Below are 23,284 nucleotides of genomic sequence, written 5' to 3'. Positions count from 1 at the left end.
GTGGCGGACTCCATGGATTACCACATTCCCTTCAGCGTGGTCCGGCGGAGGGAGTGAATGGTTGCGGGATTTCCGTCCACCTTGAAAGTCACGCCGGGAGTGGTGGGTTTCAAAACTTTGGTGCAGGAAATCTGCCCGTCGTTCACGAAGGTTTCCAATGATGCACGATCGATCAGCATCTCTACCTTGCGAACATCCTCGGCGATGGTAGTCGAGCTGTCGCCGACATGAATGCTGTTCTTTCCAAGTCGGATCTTGGTGCCGCGCACATCAAACACGATAGTGGAGTCGGCCGGGATCTCGACTTCGGCTTCGATCCGCAGGGCCTCGCCCGATTCGGAGACCGTCACGTTAGCCGTGGAGTCAAAGGTATCGCAGGGAAGGTTCGTGACTTGGTCTGCCAAAAGCGCGATCTCGCGGACGGGTGTGCGGAAGACCCGGAGGCCAGCGGCGGTGTTCTTGAGCTTCAGTTCGCAGGGGAAGCTGACTTGCTGGCTGAACGGTTGGCCGGGGAAGTCGGAACCGCGCATCCACACCATTTGGATACGGCGTCCGTCACCGGTGTTCACATTGTCGAAGCTCTGGGTTGCGTAGAATGGTGTGCCGCCGATGTCGCCCGGATAACGGGGAGTTTCCTCGGTGAACTTGATGCCGTTGAAGGTGCCAAGCGAGTATTTGCCATCCGCATGAACAAGAACCCACTTCTTTGTCTCTGGCGAGCCTTCTACGGGAAGCTCGAAGAAGTCCGGGCATTCGAAGGCATCCGCGATCGGGTTGTTTGCGTTCTGCCAGGAGAGAAGATTGGACGAGGTGAAGATGTGATATTTTCCACTGCCATACATCACCATCACCCACTTGTTGGAAGGGGCGTGCCAGAAGACCTTCGGGTCGCGTTCGGGGAAGGTGAAGAGCGGGTTGCTGGCGTAGTGTTGCCAGGTTCGGCCGCGATCGAGGCTATAGGAAAGGCAGTGCGAGTTGTTGTCGTTGCGGGACCAGAAGGCGACCATCGGTGGTTCCTTGCCGGGCTGGCCGAGACCGGAGGTGTTGTTGACGTCGATCACGCAGGAGCCTGACTGCACGCCGGTATCCAAAGCCTCCTCCCAGAAGGCAGGTTGAAGTTCTTCCCAATGGACCAAGTCTTTGCTGACCGCATGGATCCAGCATTTGTTCCAGCGCTGGGCGAACATGTGGTATTCGCCCTTGTAGTATATCATGCCATTCAGATCGTTTAGCCAGCCTTCCTGACGCATGCCCGGATTCAGTCGGTCCATCGTCCACTGCCTCGCAGTGAAGTGATAGAGGGGGCGTGCTGCTTCCTTGTAGACCGGGGTGGTGACAACGGGCAGCACCGCGGGGGTGTCCGTCTGGACGAGATGATCCACGAGGATGTGGCCCCAGCCTCCGCTGGCTTCGTCGACGATTTCGATCCGGGCTTGTTTGCCCGCCCACGCAGAGACATCCCAGCTCGCGGCATACAAGGCATCGGAGTTCCGCCCGGTGGCGCTTTTCGCGATCTTGCCATCCACAAGGAGGTTCAGGCAGGCGTGGCGCTCGTAGTCGCCACCACCGATCCGGAACGAGATGTATTTCCGCTGGATTTCGAAAGCAGGGGAGAGGAGGCGACCCTGAGGAGCATCATTGCCGGTGCCCGTTCCTGCGTTGAAGTTCTCACTGCAGGCCACGCCGCTTCCGACTCCATTGGTGATTTCCAAGGGGCCGAGGCTTGCTCCACGAGCTGGCCCGGCATTGAAAGCGGTGCCGGTGACTTGCCAAGGAGCGTAGGTGGTTCCCTCGAAGTCCGCGATGAGGATGTCATCAGCCGCGAAGGCGGAACCGGCGAGCAGAAGGGACGATAGGACGGGACGGAAGGATGCGTGAGGTTTCATCGGGCTTTTGTGAGGAAGGTTCAAGGGGTGGTCAGTTGATGGGCCACGACGCGGCCGAAGAGCTGCATGGCGGATCCTGAGACGAGTTGATATTGCGCTTGGATGCCAGAGCCTGACGTGATCGGAGTGATGATCACTCTCGTGCCATCGGTGTCGCTCTCGTCACTACGGTGCCAATGGATGAGATCCTTGCTCCACTCGTGGGAATAGCTCACATCGGCAGCGAGGCTGGCCGCTAGCGGGTGTTCAAGGATAGCGATCCCCGTTGCCAGGGTGATCATTCGTGGAGCCGGGTTGAAGTTATTCGGATCGCTTCCGAAGACGTGCTCCAAGCCGTTCTTGAGGCCATCGCCATCGCTATCCTCCTCGAAGCTGTAAGCCGGCTGATGGTCTGCGATCCATTCGCTGAAGATCACTTGGCCGGGGCCGAAGCGGACCTCCAGGGAGCCGCTGCCCTCGATCACGGGGGTTTCCGTTCCCGGGCCTGAGGCTCCCGGTGCCTTGTAGAGGCCTGCCGGTTGCACGATGCCATCAATTATCAAGCGGGCAATCCGATCGACTTGGCCGTGTGGTAATTTGAGGTGGCTGCTTGGTCCGGAAACAGAAACGGAGTGGGAATCGCTCAGGATGGGTAGCTCGAGTGTCAGGGTGCCGGTTTCGACCACGGTGTTTCCCGAATGACCGATGGAGCCCTTCAGCGAGAGAGAGCCGGTGCCCTGCTTCGTTAGAGGCCCATCGCCGGTCAGGGACTGCTGGACTTCGACCGCAAAGCCTTTGGTGTCGAAGAGAAGGCCGTCGTGACCGATCCGGAGTTCCTCGTTTGCGAAGTTCGCGAAAAAGCCGCCTGAGGTGTTGATGCCGGTCGCGCGCAGGGTTCCTCCATTGAAGGTGAGCGAGGCGGTGCCTGTCTTCTTGATGAAGCCGGGTGTGGAAACCTGGCCGCCGTTTAGGACGAGAGCGCCGTTGTTGTGAAAGGCAATTCCTGCTCCGCTAGGGTCGTCGGCCACGGAGGCGTGTGCGGAGAGGCATCCGCCCTCAACGGTGATCGTTCCGCTTCCGCCGAGGTATCCCAGCCAGACTTGCTTGTTGGCATGGACGTGGGCTTCGTCCCGGAGGATGAGTTCGCCGTGGCCACCGGGGTTGGCGCCGCAGACCAGATAGCCGCCCGCATTCAGGGTGGATTGGCCAGAGAGATCGACGGCGCCCTTGGCACCCTCGCGTCCCAGCACGAAGCCATTGCGGGTGGAAACCGAGGCATGATCTTTCATGGTCATGATGCCTTCGTTGGTGTTGTTCCCGATCCAGCCCACCCAGATTTCACCTGCGGCGTCAATGCGGGCGGAGTCTTCCACATCGAGAGTGGAGGTGAAGCCGTTCGAGTTGCAGCCCACCGGGAGGTTTCCCGATTTCACTTCGAGTGTGGAGGTTCCCGAGAGCTTCAGGTGGCCGCTCGCACCATCCCGCCCGACGACCACCCAGCCTGCGCTGCTCACGAAGGCATTGCCGGACAGTTCCAAAGTTCCCGTGCCGCCTTTCGAACCGATCCAGATATCGTCCACGGCGGATCTGAGTGTGCCATTGGTGATTATGTAGTGCCCGTTGCCTGTGCCATTGCTACTGTCGTCACCGCCGATAATCATGCGACCGGTGGTCAGCACGCCTCCAGAGTGGAGGATGGAGCCATCACCCGCGTGATTTCCCAAGATCAGTGGACCGATGGTGTAGGCACCCGGCAGCTCAATGGTGGCGGTGCCGGAGTTGGCAATGTTCACGGGTGTTCCGGAGGTCGGAAGATTCCCGTCGCTCCAATTGCCCGGGTTGCCGAAATCGCCATCCGATGCGACCCAATCTATCCCGCATGCAGGTAAAGCCGCAAGCAAGAGGGCGGCGAGGCTGCAGGGTAATCCGGATGGCTGGACGGGTTTCACGTTAGGCAAGAGTGACTACTCTTTTATCGGGGAGAAGAGGGACCTGAGAGCCCGGATATTTTCCGGAGATTACTGGATGGTGATGGGTAATATCAGCTTTGCGGGGAAGTCACCGCTTCCTTGATCAGGATCTGGTCGGTCCGGGTGCGTAAAGAGATCACATCTCCGTATGCAAGTCCCGCTACGTGAGGGAGAAGCAACTCCAGCACGTCCGCCTGCTGAAAGTGCTCCGGCTTGGTGTCGGGGTGAGGATAGTAGATGAAGCCGGTGGCGCGCATTCCTTCGCTTCCGATCAGCTCGGCTTCGAAGAAGGAGAAATCCTCCGCTGGTTCGGTTGGATGCCACTTTACAGCACGGAGGGTCCGGTAGGCTTGCTGGACCTGATAGTGCAGCGGAGCGATGCTGATATTGATCGTGCCGGGGTAGAAGGAAGAGAGGTCGAGTCCCATTTCTTGAAAATGGGGGATCTGCATACGGATGGTCCCACCGGGAAACCGAGGATCGAGATTCTCTCCCGAGGCGACCCGGTGCCCGGGGACAATCGTGGCCCCGAAGGTTTGCCAGCCCGGGGCGGTCTCAATGGCTTTCACGGAGTCGTTCATCGATATCTTCAAGTGCGATCTGTTTTGTTTCAGGAAAGAAGATTCCCACAATCGCGAGCTGCAGGATCATCATCGCTGCAAAGATGCCGAATGGCAGACCTGCGAAAGGTTCCCCGATGTCACGGGCGACCATGGGAAAGCTCCATGAGACCAGCATGGCCATGAACCAGTGGGTGAAGCTGCCCAGCGTCTGGCCCTTGCTCCGGACCGGCGTGGGAAAGATCTCGCTGATGAAGACCCAGATCACCGCACCTTGGCCGAAGGCATGGCAGACCACGAAGAGCCCGAACAACCACGCCAGCAATTCCGGGCGAGCGCCCGTCGTGAAGATCCAGGCGACACCCGCCAGCGCAATCCCACAGCCGACGGTGCCCCAGATCAGGAGTGCCTTGCGACCCACCTTGTCGATGATCGCCATGCCCAGGATGGTGGCGAAGATGTTCGCGGTGCCGAGTCCGACTGCCTGTAGCGCGCTGGCGTCTTTGTTGAAGCCAGCCATCGCAAAGATCGTATCGGCGTAGTACCAGAGTGCATTGATCCCTCCGAGCTGATTGAAGAGTGCGATGGCGATTGCCAGGAGCACCGGTTTCCGAAGCTGACGTGTGAAAAGCGGCGGCGCGCCGCGGGAGGATTGGCTTGAGGCAAGGGAGCGCTCGATGCTCGCGATTTGCCGATCCGTTTCGCTCGCTCCGAACCGCGTTAGGGTATCGGCCGCTTCCTCGCGCAGTCCTTTCATCAGCAACCAGCGCGGGCTGCGCGGGATGAAAAAGAGGGTGATGAGGAAGAGCAGGGCTGGGAAGGCCTGAACGCCCAGCTTCCAGCGCCATTCGTGGTCCCCAAGGCCGAGTTTCCCGATGAAATAATTCGAGAAGTAGGCCACGAGCACGCCGAGGACAATGTTCATCTGGAAGCATGCGACCAGACGGCCACGCCACGCTGCGGGGGCGATCTCCGCGAGGTACATGGGGCCGAGCACAGAAGAAGCTCCGACGGCTAGGCCGCCAAGGATGCGGGCTGCGACGATCATCCAGAGATCCGTGGCGAAGGCACAACCGATCGCGCAGAGCAGGTAGAAGGCCGCGGTCCACTTCAGGCAATCGCGACGGCCAAAGAGATCGCCCGGTTTGGCTGCGGCTAGCGAACCGGCTGCGGCACCGATCAATGCCGAGGCGGTCATGAAACCTTGTTCACCCGAGGAGAGGGATAGCAGCTGCTTCAGCTGGTCCTGGCAGCCGGAGATCACCGCGGTATCGAATCCGAAGAGCAATCCACCTAAAGCGGCTACTGCGGTCGCTCCTGCCAAGGCAGGCGTAATCCGGGTTGGCGCGGCTATTTCGCTGTCGCCGGTTGTCGTGACTTGGGTTGGATTCACACCCCGGTCTTTGCTGGATATCGGTGAGTTCCTCAACCAGGTGAATTGACAGCTTTGGGAAAAGCAGTCATGACGGATTTAAAGAGGATCTGACCGGATGAGCGACAAGCAGCACAAAAAACATCGGGAGGTCTCCCGCACCCTGGCGACCGAGATCCTCGCCGGGAAGTATGAGAAATCGGGCCGCCTACCGAGCGAAGTACAGCTTGCGGAGCGCTTTCAGGTTTCACGGCCGACGATTGGAAGGGCCCTTCTCGCGTTGCAGGAGGAGGGAATTATCGAGCGTCGCGCGGGCTCCGGCACCTATGTCGCGGATCTGAGCCAAGGACAGGCCAGGCGCCCTTCGAACAAAGACCGGCAGCTAGGCATGCTGGTGCCGAACTTGAGGCATACCGAAATCTTCGAAACTATCTGTGGTGAGCTCGCGAATTTGGCGCGTGTGCATGACTTCGGTCTCTGGTCGGGCGATTACAATCCCGCTCGATCGATCGAGGAGCCCCGGATGAGTGTCGCGGATGCGGAGGCGCTGTGCGAGCGCTTCATTGGGAATGGCCTTGCAGGTGTGTTCGTTGTCCCCTTTGAGCATCAGGCGGACCGCGACGAGGCAAACCTGCGGATCCTAAGCCGTCTCCGGCAAGCAGGGATACCGCTGGTGCTAATCGACCGCGACGCGGTGGCGTTCCCGAGGCGCAGCGAGTATGACCTCGTGGGCGTGGACAATTTCTCAGGAGGCTATCGTTTGGCAGAGCACCTGATCAAGCTGGGCATGAAGAGGCTGGCCTATGTCACCAAGCCTTTCACTGCATCCACGGTTGATGCCCGGATTGCGGGGGCACAATCGGCGATGCTAGCCAATGGACTCGATGTCCCGAGGGATTTCGTACGTATCGGCGATCCGGCCGATCAGAAGTTTGTGCGCAGCATCACGCAGAGCGGACGGATCGAGGCGGTGCTTTGCACAAGCGACCACATCGCGGCCCAATTGCTACAGACTCTGAACCGCCTGAAGGTGCGTGTGCCTGAGGACCTGCGCTTGGTCGGCTTCGATGACGTCCGCTTCGCCAATCTGCTGACCATCCCGTTGACCACGATGCAGCAACCATGCCGGGATATCGCGCTAACGGCTTTCAATTGCCTGCGAGAGCGGATCGCGAATCCATCGCTCCCGCCGCGAAACATCATGCTTTCCCCGAGGATGATCGTTCGGGAGACCTGTGGCGCTTACCTCACCCAGCCGCGGGGTGGTCGGAGCTAAGGGGCGTCGTGTTCTCACGGAGGATGCAGGGATTGGGGTCGTCTCTGCTCTTTCCTACGGGAGAGGTAGGGCGGGTCTGGTCCAATGACAGAGAAGGTAGGATATGCGTGACAACTAAGACTGACGGCGTGGTCAGAACCGCATTGGTGACGTCTTGTGGTCAGGTCATGATTGCCTCGATTCAAGCTGGCCGGTCCACGCGGGATCCCTTCGCCGGATGCTATCGTTGTCTTTGCCAATGGAAATCTCCGCGAGTGGTCTTCGCGGTTGGCTCGAGTAGAGGCCGTAAGCCCAAGTTCGCAGCCTGCCGGTCGGATTTCCAAGAGTAGGTGAGTGGAAAGGATAGCCAATAAGGTGCCAGAAAAAGATAGGCCTGCCATGAAAGCTTGCATCTCCCGCTGGGCCTCCGAGCCCTTCCGTGTGTTCTTCCCGCTCGGGATGCTCGCCGCGATTGCGGGGGTGATGATGTGGCCGCTGCTCTATACGGGAAAGCTAGGGTTTTATCCTGGCGAGGCTCATTCGCGGGTGATGATCGAGGGCTTCATGGGAGCCTTCGTGATCGGATTCCTCGGCACGGCTTTCCCCCGGTTGACAGGGAATGCCAGTTGGTCCTGCGGGGAGTTGGTGTGGATGATCTTGCTATGGGCGACGACGGTGGCGAGCGCCCTAAACGGTCAGGTGCTCGTGGCTGATACCGTTTTCGCCACTCTACTCTTGTTGCTCTCTTCCGGCATGATCGGACGCTGGGCATGTGGTAACCGCGATACTCCACCGCCGGGATTTGTCATGGCGCTTGCGGGTATTCTAGGTGGAGCCTTGGCTGCGGGATTGCTGGCATGGAACCAGAAATACCCGCTCGGTTTTACCAGCTACCAATTTGCAAAGCTATGGCTGAACCAAGGCTTCCTCCTGCTTCCGCTCATGGGGATCGCACCCTACTTGCTTCCCCGGTTTTTCGGGATGGAAAGCGGCCATTCCTTTCATGATTCACCTACGCCGCCGCCCGGCTGGTGGCCCCGCTTTACTGCCTCCGTGATCTGTGCCCTGCTCATCGCTGCGGGCTTTGCGCTGGAGGCCTTTGGTTGGTCTTTAGTCGGCCACGTGCTGCGTGCCACGGTGATTCTCGCATGGTTCGCCTCGGAGACGCCCGTGTTTCGCCGTGGCAAGCTCAGCTGCACGCCGGGCAATGTCGCGAGGTTTGCCGTGGTCGCTCTCATTCTTGGAACGGCTGCCGCGGGCCTCTGGCCATTGGCTCGCGTCGGCAGCTTGCATTTGTTCTTTGCCGCGGGACTGGGGCTCGCCGTGCTTGCGGTGGCGACACGCGTGGTGCTCGGTCATGGCGGGCGCCACGATTTGCTGGTGGGCCGGATCGTGTGGTTGCGGATTGCCGCGGGGTTGCTGGTGCTTGCTGCGGCCACGCGGATGACCTCTGACTTTGTTCCGGCAGTTCGGGTTTCCCATCATATCTATGCAGCATGGATTTGGGCTGCCGGTGGGTCGGTTTGGTTGATCTTTGTTTCCCGCTATCTCGGACGAGGCGAGGAGGAACCTTCGTGATCCTCGACCTGCCCGCGCCGCGCTGCGCGTAGGGACTGACTCCGCAGATTTTGACGAACTTTTCCCGCATCCGCTCAAACAAGGAAGAAGACTTCCAAAAATTGCGGACGAGCAGCAGATTGTCATCGAGTTAAAAGATGTTCTTCTGACATGAAGCTTGCCGTCATCCTCCTTGGCTTGTTGGGGGCCTTGATTCCCAGCCACGCGGAAACCGAAGTTCATTCGAACGGGACCATCAAGCTCCCGCCTGAGATCAAGGGAGAGGAGGTTGCGGTGCTGACCGATCCTCCGAACGTGCCGCCGCCGATCACCCGCAAGCATCCAGCCAAGGTCATCGTGAAGCTGGAGGTGATCGAGAAGGAGATGCGCATGTCCGATGGCGTGAACTACACCTTCTGGACCTTCGGGGGATGCGTGCCCGGGAAATTCATCCGGGTGCGGCAAGGTGACTTCGTCGAGTTCCATCTGATGAATCACCCGACGAGCAAGATGCCGCACAACATCGACCTCCATGCGGTAACTGGCCAAGGTGGCGGTGCGGCGGCTTCCTTCACCGCTCCGGGCCATAGCTCGACTTTCTCCTTCCGAGTGCTCAACCCCGGCCTTTATGTTTATCACTGCGCCGTTGCCCCGGTGGGCATGCACGTGGCCAATGGCATGTATGGGCTGATCTATGTGGAGCCGGAGGGAGGTCTGCCGAAGGTGGACCACGAATACTATGTGGTGCAGGGCGATTTCTACACCAAGGGCCGCAATGGCGAGCAAGGGCTTCAGCCCTTCGACATGGAAAAGGCGATCGATGAAAGACCGGACTACGTCGTCTTCAACGGCTCGGTGGGTGCCTTATCCGGGGACAAGGCGATGGCCGCCAGGAAGGGGGAAACGGTCCGCATTTTCTTCGGTAACGGCGGTCCGAATCTGACCTCCTCATTCCACGCGATCGGAGAGATCTTTGACAAGGTCTACGTGGAGGGTGGAACCAAGGTCATCAACAACAACGTGCAGACGACGCTCGTCCCGGCAGGCGGTTCCGCGATCGTCGAATTCAAATGCGAGGTGCCAGGTACGCTGATCTTGGTCGATCACGCGCTGACGCGGGCCTTTAACAAGGGAGCGATCGGCATGATCAAGGTGGCTGGAGAACCTGACCCGCTAACCTATTCGGGCAAGCTTGACGACCTGGTCTACCTGCCGGAAGGGGGGACGCCGCAGATCATGCCTCAGGAAGGTAAGCCGCTGGAAGCTGCTGCGAACAAGGCCGAACGGATCGAGCGCGGCAAGAATGTCTTCGCTTCCAACTGTCTCGCTTGTCACCAGGCGGAGGGGCAGGGGATCCCTGCGGCCTTTCCTCCGCTGGCGAAATCGGATTTCCTCAATGCCGATGTCCATCGTGCCGTGGGTGCGGTTGTCCACGGACTGACCGGCGAGATCACGGTGAATGGCGGAAAGTTCAACAGCGTGATGCCCGCCTTGGCCTTGAATGATGAGGATGTGGCGAACGTGCTGACCTTTGTCTTGAACTCGTGGGACAATCAAGGTGGCGAAGTAAAACCGGAGGACGTCGCGAAGATCCGCGCGGAGAAAAAGTGAGATGCCGAGTTGCGATCTTGTTGGGATGCCTGCTGGCGGCCGCAGTCGCAGCGGCCGAGATGCCGATGGCGAAGATCGCCGGAGGGCGCTACGCCCGCCCCTTGGAGAAGAGTGGTCAGGTCCGCGAGGTCCCGTCGTTCTATCTCGATGTCCGGCAGGTGACGAACGCCGAGTATCTCGCCTTCGTAAAGCTTCATCCCGAGTGGCAACGCACACGGGTGAACCGTTTGTTTGCCGACAATGGCTATCTCCGCCATTGGGCTGGGGATACCGAATTGGGTCCGCTGGCTCCCTCCGAGGCTCCGGTGACGAATGTTTCATGGTTCGCTGCGCGCGCCTTCCTGAAGGCTCAGGGCAAGCGTCTGCCGACGCTGGACGAGTGGGAATTTGTCGCACGGGCCGATGAGCGGCGTGTGGACGCGACCGGTGAGGGGGAATTTCGAAAGCGTATCCTCACGTGGTATTCGAAGCCAATGCCGGAGGTGCTTCCTTCCGCTGAATCGATGCCTGCGAATATCTACGGCGTCCGAGGCATGCACGGGCTGGTGTGGGAGTGGACGAGCAATTTCGTCGCTTCGATGAGCGGCGGGGAATCTCGCTCCGATGGCTCACCGGAAGGACCGTTGTTCTGCGGCGGTGCGGCGACCGATCCCAACCAGGCGATCGAGTATGCCGATTTCATGCGCGTGGCGTTCCGGTCGTCCTTGCAAGGCAGCTTTTGCCTCGGCGGGCTCGGCTTTCGCGGCGCGAAAGATGCATCCGATTCCATCGACCCCTCACCATGAAAGCACTTTTTCTTGCCTGCTTGCTGGGTTGCCCGGCGATGGCTGTTGCCGAGGATCGTCCCGCACCTGTCACTGCCTTGCCTCAGGGATCGCTCTACGGGTTTGATTCCACATGGACGAATCAGGAGGGGAAGAAAGTGGTGTGGAAGGACTCTGGAGGGAAGACACGCATTGTGGCTTTCGGCTACGCGAGCTGCAAAGGGGTATGTCCGCGCATCATTGGTGACATGCAGCGGATCGAGAAGGAACTCACGGATGCGGAGAGAGCGCGCTGTCGCTTCATGTTCATCTCGCTCGATCCGGAGCACGACAAGGTTGCCGAGCTCAAGGATCTTGGCGAACGCCACAAGATTGACGATTCGCACTGGGACCTGTTGACCGGCGATGGCGAAGCCGTTCTTGAGATCGCCGTGGCGCTAGGGATCCGCTACGATCGCCTCCCGAATGGCGTGGACTTCGCGCATTCGTATCTCATCACGGTGATCGACGCGAAGGGGATGGTGAGGCACAAATGGAGCGATCCATCGGAGGGGCCCGGGCCATCAGTGGAGGCGGTCCGAAAGGCAGGTGGAAAGTAAGCTCCACTGATCCGCGTGGAGCGCGGATGGTGCCGGATGCGTCCTCCGAGGGAAAACAGAAAGGCCCGGATCGCTCCGGGCCTTTATCTATCAAAAAGTGGTGCTCGAGGGGGGACTCGAACCCCCACGGATTACTCCACTAGATCCTTAGTCTAGCGCGTCTACCAATTCCGCCACCCGAGCACTTAGTGATTGGTGGGCCGCGGATTTATGGCCCCGCCCCCGACTTGGCAAGAAATTCTTTAACGTTTTTCGAATTCTTTCCGGGCATGCTTCCCGCTTGCATGGCGTCAGCCTACGGAAAGCATTGGTCCCACCCTCATGGATGCCATTCGCGCTGACTCCATCGTCAAACAATTCGGAACGGTCCGGGCCCTTGATGGGGTGACCGTAGAGGTCGCGGCGGGCGAGCTTTTCTTCCTTCTGGGGGCGTCCGGTTGCGGCAAGACGACACTGCTGCGCTGCATCGCCGGATTGGAGACGCCGACGTCGGGGACAATTTCCTTCGGTGGCAAGGACGTGACCCAATTGCCCCCCCACAAGCGGGAGGCGGCAATGGTTTTCCAGAGCTACGCGCTGTGGCCGCACCTGAATGTCGAGCGGAACGTGGCTTTTGGCCTTGAGGAGCGGAAGGTGGACAAGGCGGAAGTTCGCAGACGGGTAGGAGAGGCACTGGAACTGGTGCATCTGAACGGTATGGGAGAGAGGGGGATCGATCAGCTCTCCGGTGGCCAGCAGCAGCGTGTGGCATTGGCCCGCGCACTGGTGGTGCGTCCCAAATGTCTTTTGCTTGATGAGCCGCTTTCGAATCTCGATGCGAAGCTCCGGATCGAGATGCGGCGGGAGATCCGGAGGATCGTGAAAGAGGGAGGTCTGACCGGGATCTACGTGACTCACGACCAAGAGGAGGCGCTCTCCATGGCCGACCGGATGGCGATCATGAACCGGGGGCGCATCGAGCAGCTTGGCACGGCCGAGGAAGTTTACCGGAATCCCCGCACTCCTTTTGTTTCCGGATTCATCGGGGAGACCAACCTACTGCGCGGAAACGTCATCGAGGTTCGAGGCGAGTACGCCATGATCGATACATCGGCGGGTCCGCTGGTCGGACGCGTCACGCTTCCAGAGTGGGTGCCATCCCATGGGGAGCAGGTACTGCTGTCCGTGCGGCCGGAGGCGTGGAGGATGGATTCCGGGGTGCGGGAGAATTCGATCTCGGGAAAGATCGTGGACCGGAGCTATCTGGGCCAGCGCATCCAATATCTGGTGCAAACCGCGACCGGGCCGCAGCAAGTCGTGGAGCTGAATCCCCTGGTGGTGCGTGATCCGGGGGAGACGATCGTCCATCTCTCCGCGCGCCATGCGGACGTGGTCGTGCTGCAAGCTTGAGCTGACAATCCATTCCCTCCCGATGCGCCGCTTTGTTCCCATCTTGCTGCTCTTGGCCGCAGTGATTGTCGCGCCCATCCTGTTGCGGACGTCCTCGGACTTGGCGACGGCGGGGCAGGCGCAGGATCGCCTCGTGATCATCACCCCGCACAACGAGACAATCCGCTCGGAGTTCGGGGAGGCCTTCGCCCGCTATTGGCGGGAGAAGAAAGGTCGTTCGATTTACGTCGACTGGCGGATCCCCGGCGGGACCTCGGACATCGCACGGGTGCTGAACAGTTCCTTTGACGCTGCGGATGCGATCAAGAGTCCCGGCATCGGGATCGATCTTTTCTTCGGTGGCGGAGAGCCGGACTTCAAGCTACAGGCGGAAAAGGGCCGCTTCGCGGAGCTGGAGGTTTTTTCCAAGCAGCCGGAGTGGTTCAAGGAAGAGGTGATCCCTGCGAAGTTCACCGGCGAGAATTACTACGACGCGCATCGTATGTGGGTGGGCACCTGTCTCTCCCAGATGGGCATCTGCTACAATGTCGATTCGGTAAAACGGCTGGGGTTGATGCCGCCGCGCCGCTGGGATGATCTGGGCGATCCAGCCTATGCCGGCTATCTGGCGCTGGCGGATCCCACGAAGAGCGGGTCGGTAGGGCGCTCCTTCGAGATGATGATCCAGGAGCAGATGCAGCAGGTGATCCGTGAGAAGGGGGACTCGCCTGCAAGCCGCGAAGAAGGCTGGCAGCGCGGGCTCAACCTGCTGCAGCGCATGGCGGCGAACGCCCGGTACTTCACCGACTCTGCCAGCAAGGTGCCGCACGATGTCGCACAAGGAGATGCAGCGGCAGGAACCTGTATCGATTTCTACGGACGCTCGTATGAGGAGAAGTTTAGCAGGAACGGTCGCAAATCGCGATTGTTGTGGAGCGCTCCGCTTGGAGGCACCTCGATGTCGGTGGATCCCATTGCGGTTTTCCGCGGGGCTCCGAACATGGAGATCGCCCAGGAGTTTGTGACTTTCTGCCTGAGCCGCGAGGGACAGCTGCTGTGGAACCTGAGAGTTGGCCAGCCGGGCGGTCCGCGTGAGACCTCGCCGCGACGTCTCCCGGTGCGCCGGGACCTTTACGGCACGGATACCTTGCCGATGTTTTCGGATCCGGATGCCTTGCCCTACGAGCGGAGCGGGAGCTTCGAGTATAACCGGGAGCTCACGGGACCCGCTTTCAAGGCTCTGGCCCAGATCTTCCGGGCGATGTGCATCGATCCGCATGAGGAGATGAAGCACGCGTGGCTGGAGATGCGGGAGCACACGGGCCCGGCGGTGAAAATCGAGGAGACGCCCGCAGGCAAGGTATTCTTCGATACCTCTCATGTGAGTTATGACCGCCTGATGAACGGGATTGTTCCGTTGCTGGGGAAGAGGGATCCGTTGGCCACCTTGCGTGAAATGAGCGCGATCTCCGAGACCTTTCGCCAGAATTACCAGAAGGCTGCTGCTCTGGCGGAGAAAGGAGGCCGTCCATGAATCGAACGACAGCCGTCGGAGTCACGGGGCTCGTCACCGCGCTATTCGCGGTCTTTTTTCTTTATCCGGCCTTCTCGGTCATCGGGGATGCCTTCAAGTCACCGGAGGGTGGCTTCACGTTGGATTTCATCTTAGGGGTCTTTCGGAATCCGGTGTATCGCGAGGGTCTCTGGAACGCGCTCGCGCTTGGCATCACGAGCACGCTGGCCACTTTCCTGCTGGCCTTCCCGCTGGCACTGCTCTCGCACCGGTATGATTTCAGGGGACGCGGGGTGCTGGGAGTGCTGATCCTGATTCCGCTGGTGCTTCCGCCGTTCGTGGGTGCCATCGGTATCAAGCACATGCTCGGGGTGGAGGGATCATTGAATGCTCTCCTGATCGATTTGGGGTTGATGGATGCGAAGCAGCCGGTCGATTGGCTGGCCCAAGGACGATTCTGGGGGATCGTGGCGATGAACGCGTTGCACCTCTACCCGATCCTCTACATGAACATCACCGCGGCGCTGTCGAACCTGGATCCCGCGATGGAGCAGGCTGCGGAAAACCTCGGTTGCCCTCCTTCGCGGCGCCTTTGGCGAATCACCTTGCCGCTGGCGATGCCCGGGATCTTCGCGGGATCCGCCATCGTTTTCGTGTGGGCCTTTACCGAGCTTGGTGTGCCTTTGGTTTTTGACTACACACGCGTGGCTCCGGTGCAGGTCTTCGATGGGATAAAGGACATTACTGCCGGAGCTTCGAGTCCGATGCCTTACGCGCTGGTTGCGGTGATTCTGGTGATCTCCGCGATCGTCTTTGGCGTTACGAAGGCACTCTTCGGTCGCCAGACCTCAAGCACCCAGCCACGCCCGAAAGGGCGAGGGGGTGAAGTGAAGCTTGCCGGCCTGAAGGCCTTGGGGTGCGCGATGATATTCGGTGGGGTCTTTTTCGTGGCGTCCCTGCCGCACATCGGGGTGATCCTGCTTTCGCTGTCCGACGACTGGTACAAGACGGTGCTGCCGCTGGCCCTGAAGTTCGATCACTACAAGGACGCGCTGGGTGATCCGCTGGTGGTGCCTTCGATCAAGAACAGCCTTTTCTACGCGTCCGGAGCGACCTTGATCGATCTGGTGCTGGGAATTGCGATTGCGTGGGTGATCGTGCGCAGCAAGATCAAGGGGCGTTCATTGCTGGATGCCCTGGTGATGTTGCCGCTTGCCGTGCCGGGCTTGGTGCTAGCATTCGGCTACTTGGCACTGTCGCAGAAAGGGAAACCGCTCTATTTCCTGATCGGTGAGAACGGGAACCCCGCGATGCTGCTGATCGTGGCCTACGCGGTGCGGCGCTTGCCGTATGTGGTGCGCTCCGCCGTCGCCGGCCTCCAGCAGAGCAATCCGGCGCTGGAGGAAGCCGCACGCTCCTTGGGCGCGGGATGGCTCCGCACCCTGCGGCGTGTGTCGTTGCCTCTGATCGGGGCGAATCTCGCAGCGGGCGGTATCCTGGCGTTTGCCTTTGCCATGCTGGAGGTGAGCGACAGCCTGATTCTAGCCCAGCAGACGGAGCATTACCCGATCACGAAGGCGATCTACATGCTGCTGTCCGCCTTGGGAAATGGTCATGAGCTGGCTGCGGCGTTGGGCGTCTGGGCGATGATCTTCCTGGCGGTGGCGATTACCGGGGCGGCGGCGCTTGGCGGGAAGCGTGGTGGTTTGTTCCGGGTGTAGCTTAACTGCCGGTAAGTTCCGCCAGCAGGTCATCAAGCGGGACGGAAACGATGGCCGAGGCCTTGTCGCTCATCGCGTAGGGAAGGACGAGCGTTCGTCCGTGGATCAAGCCTCCGCAGCTATAGACGACATTGGGGACGTATCCTTCGCGCTCGTTGCCTTCCGGAGAGAGGAGAGGGCGTTTCAACCTCCCGATGACGCGGGTAGGATCTTCCAGATCCAGAAGGGCGGCCCCGATGCAGTATTTTCTCATCGGCCCCACCCCGTGAGTGAGGACCAGCCAGCCGGCCTCCGTTTCCATCGGTGAACCGCAATTGCCGATCTTCACGCTTTCCCACATCTCTGCGGGACGCAGCACGATTTCGGGCTCGCTCCAGTGGTGCGGATCATTGGCGAACATGATGAGCACGTTCTCGTCGTCCTGGCGGGAGAGCATCGCGTAGTTTCCTTGGATGCGGCGAGGGAAGAGGGCCATGCCTTTGTTCTGGACCGCGCGGCCATTCAGGGTGAGCACGCGGAAGCGGAGGAAATCCGGAGTCTCGATCAATTGGGGCAGGATTGCACGGCCATTGTAGGCGGTGTAGGTGGCGTAGTACATCACCGAGCCATCCTCTTCCACGAAACGGACGAAACGCGCGTCCTCGATGCCGTTACTTTCGTTGGCCGAAACCGGGAAGATAATGCGCTCACTGATTGCGAGCTTCTCGGAGAAGCGAAGTTCGTAGTTGGAGTCTGCCAGCCACAGGGCACATTCCAAGGTGCGCTGGAGGTCCCGAGAGATGCTCGTTGAGCCGTTCCTGAGGGTTTTGATCGACCTCCGCAGATCATTGCGCGTGAAGTCATCCTCCAAGGCATCCAAAAGTTCCGTGGTCCATTCGTTGTCGAATCCCATTTCAACCAGCTTGGTGCGAAAGCTTTCCTTCCGGTAGCTGGGGTTCGGCATGACCTCGGGGATCGTGACGAAGCGCGATACGGGGTCCAAATGGATTCCTCCGTCCGCATGGATTCGCCCGCTGCGGAACTCGATCGAGGAGATATGGCCTTCTCCCGTGGCCCGGAGGCTCATCACGAAGCGGAGCGCTCCTTCTTCCACGCCGGTCTGGTCGGGATGAGGAACGATGGATGGATTGAAGAGGGCTGCCGATTCCAAGGCGTATTCACCGGAGAAAAGTGCTCCGATTAAGAGCTGGCGTTCCCGGGACAGGTTCCGTTGCGTGAAGACGTGGGAGACGACCTTGTTGAAATGTTGAAGCAACAGCGAATCAATGTCGAAGTGCCGCGAGTCGAACTCGCTCTTCACTCCCGCCAATTCGCGGGCCACTTCCTCCTCGCTAAGAGCCAATGCCCGGCCGATGATGGTCGTAATCCGCTGCGTGTCTCCCGGGATGAAGGGGCGAATGATTACCCGGCTGCTTTCAGGCAGCAGGTCTACATCGTGGCGACGAAGCCGGATCTTGCTCATGCGATCTGTTTGGCAAATTCCGCGCTGGAAGCCAGCGCCTCTCGTAGCTCGGCGAGGGACAGGGCGAATGCAAGTGTTGATTCGGCCCCTTGATTTGCATTCACGCGGTCGGGTTGCAGTCCGTCGCAGCAGCCGCCCGTGTCGGCATCGTGAAGGGCCAAGCCGACATCGTTCCGTCCAAGGAACCAATCGAAGGCGCGATCGGCCTCGGTGAGCCAGTGCTGTTCACGGCTGACGCGCCACGCCGCAATGCAGGCCGCGACCGTCGCTTGGGCCTCTACAGGTTGTTGATCGAAATCGCTGCGCTCCCCGTTCTGCACGTAGAAGCCATTGTTCCCGATCGGGCGGAAGTGGCCGAAGCCTGCCGTCTGGATACCGGCAAGCCAATCGAGAGAAGTAAGGCCGATCTCAAGCGCGCGGGATTCCGGCAGCATGCTGCCGCTCAGGATCAGTGCTTGGGGAAGGCGGGCATTGTCGTAGCTGAGGATGCCTTCGAACCAAGGCCAGTCGTTCGAGGAATAGGTGTCCCAGCCGGTGATCAAGCGATCCACCAATTCGGTGCGCAGGCGGTGTGCTTGCTGGTCACCGGGACAGATGCCCAGATACTCGTGCAGTCCGAGCAGCGTGAAGGCCCATGCCCGGGGCGAGGTGAAGGATTCAACCGCGGGTAGAGCGGCGCTGAAAAGCTTGGCGCTTAGCAAGCGCCATCCATCCCGACGGGCGAGGGCTGCTCCGGTTCCCAGCGCCCACAGGGCGCGGCCATGGCTATCCTCACTGCCTGCCTCCTCCAGCCATTGGCGGGAATGATTCATGAAATTGCGGAAGCGGCCATTGCTCTCGTTGAATGCTGCCGTGAGGAAAGCCAGGTACGTGGAGGTCATCTGCCATAGTTGGGGCGAGTCGGTGGCCTCGCCGCTCTGCATGGCCAGGAGGAAGGCACGCGCGTTATCGTCGGTGCAGTAACCTTCGTGAAAGTTCGGCACTTCGAAGGTGGCGTGCTGGAAGATGCCGGTGCCATCGGTCATCCGGTCGATGTGATCGAGCTTCAACTCTGGCAACGCCCTGGCACGCCAAGGAGAGCCGGTTTTGACTGGTGCCGATGCTGCCGCGTCCCGGAAGCTCTTCACGTAGCGTTCGCCCACTTTGGACCACACCATCTCGCGCCCTTCACGAAAAGCCCGGCGACGCAGGGCGTTCATCTGCACCGGATCGTCGAGCAGCGCATTGACGGCGACAGCGATTGCAGCGGAGTTCCTCGACGGCACCAAGATACCGCCGCCGTCACCGAGCAACTCCTTCGCATGCCAATAAGGTGTAGAGACCACTGCCTTACCGGCTCCGAAAGCTTGGGCAAGCGTTCCAGAGGTAATCTGGGCCTCATTGGGATAGGGGGTAAGGTAAATGTCGGCGGCTGCCATGTAGCGCTTGAGGTCCTGCATCGGGACGTAGCGATTCTCGAAGTAGAGATTGTCGCTGACCCCGAGTTCCCGAGCCAGGTCCAACAGGCCTTCGCGATATCGCTCTCCCTCACGGGCAACGAGATTCGGATGGGTGGCACCGAGCACCACGTAGAGTATCTCCGGATGCCGCGCAGTGATCTCAGGTAGAGACCGGATCGCATACTCGATGCCCTTTCCTGGTCCGAGGAGGCCGAAGGTGAGCATCACCTCTCGTCCGGTGAATCCGAGTTCCTCCTTGGCCGGTGCGGTCTCCGCAAAGGTAAAGTCGGGGATTCCATGAGGAATGACATCGATCCGCTTCGGATCAGCGCTGTAAACTTCCCTCAGGATTTCCGCACCATGCTCCGCCATTACCACCAGGCGCTGGCTTCGCTTCACCAGCTCATCCATCACCTTGCGCTGGGCCACATCAGGAGAACGCAGGAGGCTATGAAAGGTCGTCACCACCGGCATCTTCAACTCCCGGAGCATGGGAATAAGATAACTCCCTGCCGGTCCTCCGAAGATCCCGAATTCATGCTGCACGCAAAGCAGGTCGATCCCGGAGCGGTTCAATTGCTCACCTGCCCTCCGATATCGTGCGGGGTCATCCTCTGGCAGGCTCAGCTTCACCTCGGGGGGATAGGCGTCCGGGCTTCCCATGGCGACCACCTGCAGCTCCGCGGAAGGAGCTGCGCCCGAGACGGCCTGCAATAGATCGTTTGTAAATGTCGCGATCCCGCAGCGGCGAGGGGTATAAGTTCCGAGAAATGCGATCTTCTTGAAAGGTGTCTTATTTTGATAACTGGGAAGAGTTTCGAGAGAAGAGCTGCCGGAATACATGGCGCTTCTCTAGCTAGGGGTGTGCCGCCGGTCGTTTCCCTGCGGGAGCAAGGCGGCAACCGCACAACTGCGATGCATAATACAATGACCGGGGTGCAAAGCGCACTTGTAGGAGGCGTTTAATCTGCCGCGTTCAGCTTCTAGGCAAAACCGCAAAAATGCCTAAGAAATTTACCTAGTCGCTTCAAGCGGCGCTGCGTACAGCCTTGGGATTGAACGATCAGCAAGCCTCCTGTTTTTATCAACGCAACATGCGCGCCCCGTTAGACACAGGGCTGCGAGCACCCTTTCAAGAATTGATTCCCATCCATGCCTCACTGTCCCCGAAAATCGCGCTGCCAAGATACCAAAGAGGCGAAGAGCCGCTGTGCCACGCATTAAGGGGGCTTGGGCTTCGCGTGCCTGAATAGATGAAGGCCGCCGCGGGGGGTGCAAAGAGGAAGGTATAAAGCTGACATCATGGAACAGCGCGAGAGCCGTGCGATGCCAATCAATGGATCGTTTGTTCGTGGGGAGATTTTTGTTTTCCCCGGTTGTGGAGAATCCCTGATGAAGAAGGTTAAGCCGTGAGTTCATCCCGTCCACTATCCATAAACGGGACGGAGCAGAAGATCTTCCTGGTGGACGATCATCCGATGCTCCGGGGAGGGCTACGCCATCTCATCCACGCAGAGACCGCTTACAGGGTCTGCGGTGAAGCGTCGAATGCCAGTGAGGCAATTGAACTCATCCCGGCCCTGAGGCCGAATCTCGTGGTGATGGATATCACGCTGCCGGATCGCAGTGGGTTGGAGTTGCTGAAGGATCTACAGGCATTCTGTCCGGAGATCCCGGTGCTGGTCTACTCGATGCACGATGAAATGCTCTACGCGGAGCGTGTCCTCCGGGCTGGAGGGCGCGGCTACCTTCCCAAAGGAACCGACAGCGATCAATTCCTGAAGGCGGTGGAGGAGGTGCTGACGGGCTCGGTGTATCTGAGCAAAAGAGTCTCCCGACACATCGTGAGCCGCATGGCCATGGGCGGGCGACCGACCACCTCATTGGGTCCCGCCATTCTAACAGATCGGGAGCTGGAGATTTTCCAACTCCTGGGACAAGGCCTAAATACCACGCAGATTGGCGAGAAGCTTCACATCAGCCCGAGGACGGTGGATGCACACCGAGGGAATATCCGCACCAAGCTTTCCCTGCCGGATGCCGCTGCAGTGATCCGGGAGGCCGTACTTTGGGTAGAGCTAGGACGAGGCGGATTGGAAGCTCCCGAGCTTGGCTGAGAGGATCAAGAGGAAGAACAGGTGGGTCGCGAAACCTTTGCGGAAACCACGGTGCCGCTTCCTGGTGCGGAATCGATGGTGAGACAGCCTTCCACAAGGGAGATCCGCTCTTTCATGCCCAGCAGACCCAAACGTTTGGTTGGGATCTCGGGGTCGAAACCTTTTCCGTCGTCCTTCACTTGGACCTCAATATCTCCATTTGACTTCAATGTGACCGTGACTTCCTCGGCCACCGCATGTCGCGCAACATTGGTCAGGGCTTCTTGAACAACCCGATACAATGCGATTTCACAATCAGCATGAAGGCGGACTTCATGCCAATGCGAGGAATCGAAAGTGGTAGCGATACCAGTGCGCTCACTCCAGTCCGTGACGTAGGCTCTCAGCGCGGGCTCCAGCCCAAAGTGATCGAGTTCCGCGGGCCGAAGTTCCCATGCCTGGCGATGGGAGGCCTTCATGAGGGAATCCACCACGGTCTTCAGGTCCTCGATCGTGCTGGTGATGCTATCGATCGAGTCTCCCGATTCGAAGGACTTCCGCAAAAGTTGGACCCGCAGCATCACAGCGGTCAGATACTGGCCAAGATTGTCGTGTAGTTCCCGGGAGATCCGCTTTCGTTCTTCCTCTTGGGTTCTCACCTGCCGCCGGAGCAGGTCGTGTCGGTCCCGTTCGAGCCTTTCCCGTTCCGCAGCCTCGGACTGCAGACGTGTCATGGCTTTCTGCAGATCGCTGGTCCGCTCGGCCACGCGGATCTCCAGCTCCTCGCGTGCTTTGGCCAGTGCCGCTTCCGACGATTTCCGTGCGGTGACATCCATCAGCACAATCGCGACACGATGGCTTCCGGGACCGCCGATTCGGCTGACGGAAACTTCCCACCAGCATTCGCTACGAGAGATCCGGGTTTCAAAGCGGACCGGATCTCCGCTGGCGAGAACCCGGGTGAGGCTCTCAAACCAGATCGGTTCCGCATTTGGGGTGAGTTCGCTGACCCTGCAGCCGGCCGGATCGGTGAGTCCGGTCATGCGGCTGAAGGCAGGATTGCACTCGATGAAGCGGAAGTCCGTGATCTGCCCGTTCTCATCGGTAACCGCTTCCTTGATCACGAAGCCTTCTGTCATCGATTCGAACAAGGTTCGAAGCCGCTCCTCATTTTCCTGGATTTTTCGCTCCGCGGCTTTCCGGGTGCTCACGTCATTGAAAAGCACGGCGACCTGATGTGCCGCAGGATCGCCGACGCGAAAGGCATACACGTCGTAGAGACGACCGAGTGCGTCCGCAGTCTGTTCGAATCGGCGGGCAATGCCGGTCCGCGCGATGTGGCCGTAGATCTGAAACCAGTGTGATTCGTGAGCTGGTACCATTTCCCGGACGGTCCGACCTACCGCGTTTGAAAGTCCGGTGTGACGTTCGAAGGCCGGGTTCGCCTCAAGAAAGCGGTAGTCAAATGGGGTGTCCTTCTCGTCGAATAGAACCTCGATGAGGCAGAAGCCTTCATCAATGGATTCAAAGAGAGTCCGGTAACGTCCTTCGGAGAGAAGCAATGCTTCCTCCGAGCGAGCCCTGGCCGCTGCTGCCCAGGTTCGCTCGGCCGTCTCCTCGGTGAGAATGAGCTCCTCCTCGGTGAATTCGTGAGCCTGAAAGAAGTGGACGAAGAGAATGCCGAAGAGTTCCCCGTGCTTGAGCAGCGGCTTGTTCAGCGTGGCCCCCAGATTCAAAATGGCGTGAGCCCGCTTCTCAGCGTCTGTAAGTAGCCGGTCATTAGCAATATCCGGACGCACTACGGTGCGGCCTTCCCTGAAAGCGTGTAGCAAATCGGGCCCGTAATCGTCGAGACGGTAGAGTCCCTCAAGACTCGGCTGGCCTTCCGTGTAGCTCCGGGTAATCATCACTGTCTCGCCGTCCTCTTGCACCTCCGCGTATCCAACACGATCGGCACCGAAATACTCCCCTAGAAGGCGGCATGCGGTTTCCTGGATCTCGATTGGGTCTCGCAACATCCGCAGGACTTCGCCAAGTCTCGCCAAAAACAATCTGCCGACAGGCTCTGCAGCCGATGGATCACTTCCGCTGCGATCCCCGGGGATTTGATCCTGATTCTCCGGGTCTGGGGT

General features: G+C 59.7%; 16 protein-coding genes and 1 tRNA gene. 9 read left to right on the top strand and 8 right to left on the bottom strand.

The window, feature by feature from the left end:
* Positions 1-17: 17 nt before the first annotated feature.
* From HHL09_RS04815 to HHL09_RS04800, 4 genes are all read right to left on the bottom strand, one after another.
* Positions 18-1,886, bottom strand: a complete 1,869-nt coding sequence (locus HHL09_RS04815; RefSeq protein ID WP_169453340.1) for a glycoside hydrolase family 32 protein — start codon at positions 1,884-1,886, stop codon at positions 18-20.
* A gap of 20 nt (positions 1,887-1,906) precedes the next feature.
* Complete coding sequence (locus HHL09_RS04810) at positions 1,907-3,814, bottom strand: thrombospondin type 3 repeat-containing protein (protein WP_169453339.1); 1,908 nt, start codon at positions 3,812-3,814, stop codon at positions 1,907-1,909.
* A 92-nt stretch (positions 3,815-3,906) separates the two neighbouring features.
* Complete coding sequence (locus HHL09_RS04805; protein ID WP_205760980.1) at positions 3,907-4,263, bottom strand: hypothetical protein; 357 nt, start codon at positions 4,261-4,263, stop codon at positions 3,907-3,909.
* A 127-nt stretch (positions 4,264-4,390) separates the two neighbouring features.
* Complete coding sequence (locus HHL09_RS04800; RefSeq protein WP_205760979.1) at positions 4,391-5,788, bottom strand: sugar porter family MFS transporter; 1,398 nt, start codon at positions 5,786-5,788, stop codon at positions 4,391-4,393.
* 97 nt (positions 5,789-5,885) lie between these two features.
* Between HHL09_RS04800 and HHL09_RS04795 the strand changes: the two genes are divergently transcribed.
* From HHL09_RS04795 to HHL09_RS04775, 5 genes are all read left to right on the top strand, one after another.
* Positions 5,886-7,043 (top strand): substrate-binding domain-containing protein, encoded by a 1,158-nt coding sequence (locus tag HHL09_RS04795; RefSeq protein WP_169453337.1) that lies wholly within the window; start codon positions 5,886-5,888, stop codon positions 7,041-7,043.
* Positions 7,044-7,421: 378 nt separating this feature from the next.
* Positions 7,422-8,600, top strand: coding sequence for an NnrS family protein (locus HHL09_RS04790; RefSeq protein WP_169453336.1), 1,179 nt, complete (start codon positions 7,422-7,424; stop codon positions 8,598-8,600).
* Between the two features lie 150 nt (positions 8,601-8,750).
* On the top strand, positions 8,751-10,190 hold the full coding sequence (gene nirK / locus HHL09_RS04785) for a copper-containing nitrite reductase (RefSeq protein ID WP_169453335.1): 1,440 nt from the start codon (positions 8,751-8,753) through the stop codon (positions 10,188-10,190).
* Positions 10,187-10,975, top strand: coding sequence for a formylglycine-generating enzyme family protein (locus tag HHL09_RS04780; RefSeq protein ID WP_169453334.1), 789 nt, complete (start codon positions 10,187-10,189; stop codon positions 10,973-10,975). The genes nirK and HHL09_RS04780 overlap by 4 nt, the downstream gene beginning before the upstream one ends.
* Positions 10,972-11,553: an SCO family protein gene (locus HHL09_RS04775; RefSeq protein WP_169453333.1), complete on the top strand. Its 582-nt coding sequence runs from the start codon at positions 10,972-10,974 to the stop codon at positions 11,551-11,553. The genes HHL09_RS04780 and HHL09_RS04775 overlap by 4 nt, the downstream gene beginning before the upstream one ends.
* Positions 11,554-11,651: 98 nt before the next feature.
* Here HHL09_RS04775 and HHL09_RS04770 read toward each other — a convergent pair.
* A tRNA-Leu gene (locus HHL09_RS04770) sits at positions 11,652-11,736 on the bottom strand.
* A 138-nt stretch (positions 11,737-11,874) separates the two neighbouring features.
* Here HHL09_RS04770 and HHL09_RS04765 point away from each other — a divergent pair.
* The 3 genes from HHL09_RS04765 to HHL09_RS04755 are packed head-to-tail and all read left to right on the top strand — an operon-like array spanning position 11,875 to position 16,155.
* Positions 11,875-12,942: an ABC transporter ATP-binding protein gene (locus tag HHL09_RS04765; RefSeq protein ID WP_169453332.1), complete on the top strand. Its 1,068-nt coding sequence runs from the start codon at positions 11,875-11,877 to the stop codon at positions 12,940-12,942.
* 22 nt (positions 12,943-12,964) lie between these two features.
* Positions 12,965-14,455 (top strand): ABC transporter substrate-binding protein, encoded by a 1,491-nt coding sequence (locus HHL09_RS04760; RefSeq protein ID WP_169453331.1) that lies wholly within the window; start codon positions 12,965-12,967, stop codon positions 14,453-14,455.
* The gene (locus HHL09_RS04755; protein WP_169453330.1) at positions 14,452-16,155 is read left to right on the top strand and encodes an ABC transporter permease; all 1,704 of its coding nucleotides are present in this window, start codon (positions 14,452-14,454) and stop codon (positions 16,153-16,155) included. Before HHL09_RS04760 ends, HHL09_RS04755 begins: the two co-directional genes overlap by 4 nt.
* Before the next feature lies 1 nt (position 16,156).
* Here the strand turns inward: HHL09_RS04755 and HHL09_RS04750 are convergent, their stop codons facing one another.
* Both HHL09_RS04750 and HHL09_RS04745 read right to left on the bottom strand, forming a co-directional pair.
* Positions 16,157-17,617 (bottom strand): glycoside hydrolase family 130 protein, encoded by a 1,461-nt coding sequence (locus HHL09_RS04750; RefSeq protein WP_205760978.1) that lies wholly within the window; start codon positions 17,615-17,617, stop codon positions 16,157-16,159.
* On the bottom strand, positions 17,614-19,770 hold the full coding sequence (locus tag HHL09_RS04745; RefSeq protein WP_240963736.1) for a glycosyltransferase family 4 protein: 2,157 nt from the start codon (positions 19,768-19,770) through the stop codon (positions 17,614-17,616). The genes HHL09_RS04750 and HHL09_RS04745 overlap by 4 nt, the downstream gene beginning before the upstream one ends.
* 695 nt (positions 19,771-20,465) lie before the next feature.
* Here HHL09_RS04745 and HHL09_RS04740 point away from each other — a divergent pair.
* A complete protein-coding gene (locus tag HHL09_RS04740; RefSeq protein WP_240963735.1) occupies positions 20,466-21,173 on the top strand; it encodes a response regulator in 708 nt (235 codons plus the stop codon).
* Between the two features lie 5 nt (positions 21,174-21,178).
* On the opposite strand, the gene HHL09_RS04735 is transcribed toward HHL09_RS04740, so the two are convergent.
* Positions 21,179-23,170, bottom strand: a complete 1,992-nt coding sequence (locus HHL09_RS04735; RefSeq protein WP_169453328.1) for a PAS domain-containing protein — start codon at positions 23,168-23,170, stop codon at positions 21,179-21,181.
* Positions 23,171-23,284: the final 114 nt, after the last annotated feature.

The sequence above is a fragment of the Luteolibacter luteus genome, from assembly GCF_012913485.1.
Classification (GTDB): domain Bacteria; phylum Verrucomicrobiota; class Verrucomicrobiia; order Verrucomicrobiales; family Akkermansiaceae; genus Haloferula; species Haloferula lutea.
The sequence above is the reverse complement of the archived record's forward strand: the minus strand, read 5'-3'. Positions and strand labels throughout refer to the sequence as shown.